Genomic DNA, 5,391 nt, shown 5'->3' on the forward strand with positions numbered 1-5,391 from the left:
CTTAGACTACAAGCAAAGACACCCAAAAGCAGAAAAAGAAAGAGGGATTGAGGTGCATTATTTCCAGCCCCAACCTGCCCCCATCAAAGAATGAACATGTGCGCAATACTCAATTTTTCGTCTCTGCCAAATAGTTTTGCAAGAGTATGCTGCAATTTTTCGACCAAACCTGAGACAACATCGCTATGGATCTTGTCGAGCGCGTCAATGACAATTTTCAACGCATTAGTCCAACACTTTCAGTTTGATTGGGGATATGCCAAAAATTTAAAAATCGTTAAGTTGCGCGTTATAGTCTTTAATTATATAATGAAAATTATGTCAAAAATAGAAAACGAATACAATTTGAAAAAATCTGATTCAGATCAATCCCATTTAAGCACTCTGCTTGTTCAGCGGTATGAAGAGTTAATTTCTACCCTATACGATCCTGGAATTTTTAAAGGATTGGGGAAATTTTTAATGATGTCTATACCTCTTTTCGTTCTATATAATTTTTTTTGGAATGTCGTCATTTGTCTGCCAAATTACATAGTACAAGGAATTGGACAAGGAATTGGCAGTTGTTTTATGCGGCTTTTTGGAATGGAATATTTTCGTAGAACTAATCCTGATTTGGCACTCGTCTGTGGAATATTTTCTGTATTCCTGGAAGTAGGATACTCTTTTTTTTTATTAAGGCAGATTACTAAAAAAATCTCCAAAAAGCCTAAGTGGATAATTTTTTTCTATCAATGTTCTTTAATACGCACAAAAAATTTACTGTATATTTTCCCCACCATGGTTGTTTTTATATCTTTTTTAATAATCTTAAGTTGTTTTGAAAAAACAAACTTAGACCCCAAAATCAACCTTCCGGTTAGCTTAACTATGATTTTTATTCCTTTTATTTTTATATGTCTAAGTTTTTGGATTTATAAACCTTTATTTCTTACAAACGGCGCTGCAAAAATTTCTTCCTCTTTAAGAAAGGAGCTCATTCGAGATTTAGACGAAATACCAAAGTCTCTACTCCACAGCTCTTGGACTCATTCCTTTTTTTATCTCCTTTCAAAAACGGCCATCTTTTTTCTTAGCTCTATTCCTCTTGCATTTTTAATTGATTTTATTTTAGATTTTTGTTTCAGAGACATCTTTATTTTGGATTTCAATTTCAATTTCTTATTATTTAAAATTTTTTGTGTTATTTGTTTAGTTTTTTCTTTTCCTTTTTTAATTCATCGCTATTACCTTAAAGGAATAGTAATGTTTATTCACAAAATAAGTTGCGCAAGAATGATCACTTTTCCTATTTCTTTTCACTACTCTATCTTAGGAGGCTTTTATAAATGCGTTGTCTTAGAAGGCTGTTTTATAACAGTCTTCGAAGAAGACACATTGTGGAATGTCATTGTATTCCTAGCACTTCATACTGTTCTACATTGTGCTATGGTCAAAGTTTACAGAAAGGCTTTAGCTAATAAAGCTATACGATAAAAATTTTGGATTAAATACTGAAAAAAGTTTTTAAAAAAAGACAAGAGAGGCAACAGAAAATAAATTTTAGATAAAAAAAAGTAGATTTTACAAAAACACAGATATTAAAGACATGATCTATAAAAAACAAAGCAGTTCTGATTTTGGGATTTTAAAGTATAGATTCAGGCTTCCAAAATTCCCCTTAAGGAGAATAAAAGTTGTGCAAAACAAAACGCATAAGACGTTTTTAACTATAGCCTGTTCAAAAAAAATTTCTTTTTTCTTGTGCAAAATACATAAAATTCATACCATAAGGTATGGAAATTTTTTGAGGTGTTTTCCTGTGAACTCTTCTTTTTACTCTAAAAGAGTTTTCTGGATACTGATAGCCAATGGATTAAACCATGGTGAAATTTTGATTTATAGTTTATTAATTCCTTGGATTACTCTCGACTTCTTTCCTCATACTTCTTTTATGATGCGTTTGGTGTGGGGATATTGTGTTTTGGCTATGGGGATCGTTACCACTCCGTTGGGATCATTTTTTTTTTCATGGATTGCACAATACAAAGGCCCCTTATCAGGAATGCGCTGGTGCTTACTGGGAAATACACTTTTGACGAGCCTTTTTATTATGTGTCCAACATATGAAGCCCTAGGAATTTTGTCACCTATGATCTTTTTTTTTCTTCGATTTTTCAAAGGAATTTTTTCTTCGGGACAAACCTCTATTTCTAAAATTTATGTCATAGAGGAAACCGTTAAAGATAAAGAATACAAATTTTCCTACCTATATCAATTTTCTTCTATGTTTGGATATGTGGGAACAAGCGTTCTTTCAAATATTTTAATAGAAAAGCTTAATCTTTCTTGGAGATGGGGATTTTTTCCATTTTTATTGCAAGCAGGAATCGGAATGACATGTTTTGCATCGCAGTGTAAAAAACAAGAATTCAAAAAATATGAAAAATTTGTTTTCTTTCCCAATAAATATACGCTCCAATACCTAAAACGTCATTGTAATTTGATCGCTATGGTCACGTTTACTACTGGACTAACACATATCACCTGGAACTTAACATTTATTATTATGAATAATTTGATTCCATTTGCAACATCGATATCTTTTTCCACAATACTTGGATCTAATCAGTGGTTAATGGGAATAGACACAGTGTTAATTCTTATCCTTGGTCCCCTGCTAGAACGATACAAGCCAGAAAAAATTTTAAAAATTGGAAGTCTTGTTTTAGGAATATCTCTTCCTGGATGTTTTGCCTTATTAGATGTATTTTCTTATCCAATAACATTAGCTATTGTACGGTTGTGGATTTTAGTGTGGGGAATTGTTTTTTCTTGTCCTTTATATATGTGCTACAAGCATTTTTGCCCCAAAAAAGAAGTTTACCTGATTGTAGGGGCAGGCAACGCCTTGGGGGGAAGTATTATTGGGAAATTAACTCCGCTTTTAACATTGTGGATATACAGCAAAACAAATAATTTTTTTTCTATAGGAATATACGCAGGGGGAATAGCGCTTCTTGCTTGGGCAACACTAACCTTCGTAAAACAGCAAGAGTGATAAAAAATCTAATCTTTGTATTGTCAAAATTTCCTGCTTGTTACTGAAAATGTCTAAAAAGTTGCGGAACTTTTTTAAAAGGTTTGGATAGAGTTCAAAAAAATTTAATTTTCTTACCCCCTTTTTGCCTAAAAAACCATTGCGCTATATTTAATCATTGTATTATTTTTTTACAAATCCCAAAAACTTATTCACAAAACCTTTTTTATTTTTTTTTATTTCATCAATAATATTTTTTATTTCTTTTTCTTTTTTTTCTATTTGTATGTTTTTTATAAAATCAATTTTTTCGTTCAGTGTCTTAGCATCAAAATCCTCAGTCACTTCCGACAATACCTCATCTAAAACCTTAGAATATTTGTTGAGATGTTCTTTAATGTCTTTCCAAAAAATCGCAATAGTTTTATCTGAAAGAAGCTTTGAGTTTTCTATTTTTTCTATTTTAGAAGGAAAGGAGAGAAGGAGGGCCTGAGCTTTTAATTCCTGATTTAAAAGAACTAAACTGTTTTCAAGACTTTTTTTATCATATACTTCATCCAATTTTAATGAAAAATTTGTTTTTTTAGAAAATTTTTCATTATATATACGGTCTATACTATATGGGAGCTCATCTAAATGATTAAGTGATTCTTTTTTTTGGGGGGATTTTAGAATTTTAATAACTTGTTCTATGTTTTCAATGTAAAGACGCCGTATGTTGAAAAAAAAAATATCAGCGCAGTATTCCATTAATAATATTCTATTTTTGTCAGAAATTTTTATTTTTTTTTCGTATATTTTTTTTAAAAAATCCTTAAAATCTGAAAAAATCTCCTCAAAAAGATGTATTTTATGGTAATACTCACTTCGGTAAGAGGGGGTTAGTAGCATTAGTTCAACAGAAGAAAGTTTTCCGGAATCAAAATTAGCGCGAACCATTGTGTTTATACTGAACGCACATAAGACAATCTTAAAAAATTTATTCAACATTTTTACGTATATGGTACTTTTATTTTTTACATTTTTCATTCTATCAAAAATATATAAAATTTTTATAAATATAAAAGAGCTGCGCTTTGGTGAAAAAGCCTTGCGCAGCAATCGCCACTACATCTATGTATATGTATTGACATTAAATAAAAAACTTTATCGTTTTGTTTTTTATCTTTATCTCTTGATTTAAATTGCTTTATTATTTTTTTATAAATGACCACACTTTCTTAAAGAATCCTATTTTTTTTTCAGGAATAAGCTTTTGAATTTCTTTTTCTTTTTCCTCTATTTCCATACTTTTAATAAAATCAAATTTTTCGTTTGCTAATTTTTGATCAACAGAGACTTCAATTTTTTCTTGTAGAATTGTCTTCAACATCCAATATTCTGAAAAAAAATTTTCCTTTTTATCAAGAAAACTAGATAGGTCCTTGTTTTTTCTTAGAAGTTTTTCTGCTTGAGTTTTTGCATCACTTTTTGCAATACCCATTGTTTTCAGCTGTTTTATTTTTTTATTATCTAATCTAAAAGGTTCACATTTTTTTAAAAATTTTACGCAACTCAACGCTACATTTTCAAAAAAATCTTCAACAAAGTACTGTATTAGAAGTATTCTCTCTTCTTCAGAACATTTTAATTTTTCAGATTCTTTTTTTACTTTTTCTAAAAACTTCTTAAATTTTAAAAAAAAATCATTAAAATTTTGTATTTTTTCCTCATTACTAAGGATGATTGTGTCTACTTTTTTCTTAATGAGATTTTCTTTTAAATTTTTATTAGGATCAGCGTGGACCATTATGTTTGCACTTAACGCACATAAGACAATCATAAAAAATTTATTTAACATTTTTACGTATATGATATTTTTTACATTTTTCATTCTATCAAAAATATATAAAATTTTTATAAAGATAAAACCTTTGCGTATCAAAGAATAAGGAGGAAAAATAAGAGCGCATCCTTAATGAATCTAAAGCAGGTTTATTGCCAAAAAATTTTTCTTTTTTTTCGCTATATTTAAACTTGATCTAATATTGCTTTTTTACAAATTGCCAAGCCTTTTTAAGTAATCCTGTCTTTTTTTCAGAAATATCTTTAATTGATCATCAAAAGCTCCCTTTGGTTCCAAGAAGATTGCCTTTAGTACACTAATATATTTTAAAAGAGCCTGTGGAAAATGAGGATAATATGGGGCATCTTTTTTTATCTTAACAGGAAATTTGTTTCCTGGGTCGGGGAGAGAAGCAAATATTTTAATTTTATAATGATGTATTGATATATGGAAGAATTAGAAAATATTATGTCTTTAATAAAAGAAGAAGATTTAGAGAGACTAGGAAAACTTTACGATGTCAATAGATATAATAATAAAATCACCG

At 29.5% G+C, this 5,391-nt stretch carries 5 protein-coding genes; 2 read left to right on the forward strand and 3 right to left on the reverse strand.

Going from position 1 to position 5,391, the window contains the following annotated elements; translation table 11 throughout:
- Positions 1-83: 83 nt before the first annotated feature.
- Positions 84-221, reverse strand: a complete 138-nt coding sequence (locus K737_RS10195; RefSeq protein WP_162471403.1) for a hypothetical protein — start codon at positions 219-221, stop codon at positions 84-86.
- An 88-nt stretch (positions 222-309) separates the two neighbouring features.
- On the opposite strand from K737_RS10195, the gene K737_RS00400 reads away from it, so the two are divergent.
- The gene (locus K737_RS00400; RefSeq protein ID WP_152531000.1) at positions 310-1,476 is read left to right on the forward strand and encodes a hypothetical protein; all 1,167 of its coding nucleotides are present in this window, start codon (positions 310-312) and stop codon (positions 1,474-1,476) included.
- Between the two features lie 325 nt (positions 1,477-1,801).
- Positions 1,802-3,040, forward strand: coding sequence for an MFS transporter (locus K737_RS00405; protein ID WP_161630385.1), 1,239 nt, complete (start codon positions 1,802-1,804; stop codon positions 3,038-3,040).
- Positions 3,041-3,202: 162 nt separating this feature from the next.
- Here K737_RS00405 and K737_RS09765 read toward each other — a convergent pair whose 3' ends face one another.
- Both K737_RS09765 and K737_RS00420 read right to left on the reverse strand, forming a co-directional pair.
- Complete coding sequence (locus K737_RS09765; RefSeq protein WP_161630386.1) at positions 3,203-3,580, reverse strand: hypothetical protein; 378 nt, start codon at positions 3,578-3,580, stop codon at positions 3,203-3,205.
- Positions 3,581-4,211: 631 nt separating this feature from the next.
- Positions 4,212-4,892, reverse strand: coding sequence for a hypothetical protein (locus K737_RS00420; protein ID WP_006296865.1), 681 nt, complete (start codon positions 4,890-4,892; stop codon positions 4,212-4,214).
- Positions 4,893-5,391: the final 499 nt, after the last annotated feature.

It is taken from the genome of Holospora undulata HU1, from assembly GCF_000388175.3.
Classification (GTDB): Bacteria; Pseudomonadota; Alphaproteobacteria; order Holosporales; family Holosporaceae; genus Holospora; species Holospora undulata_A.

Bases quoted from the DNA above. Each gene is read 5' to 3' on its own strand.
- K737_RS00400 (WP_152531000.1), top strand. From the start codon at position 310: ATGAAAATTATGTCAAAAATAGAAAACGAATACAATTTGAAAAAATCT.
- K737_RS00420 (WP_006296865.1), bottom strand. From the start codon at position 4,892: ATGAAAAATGTAAAAAATATCATATACGTAAAAATGTTAAATAAATTT.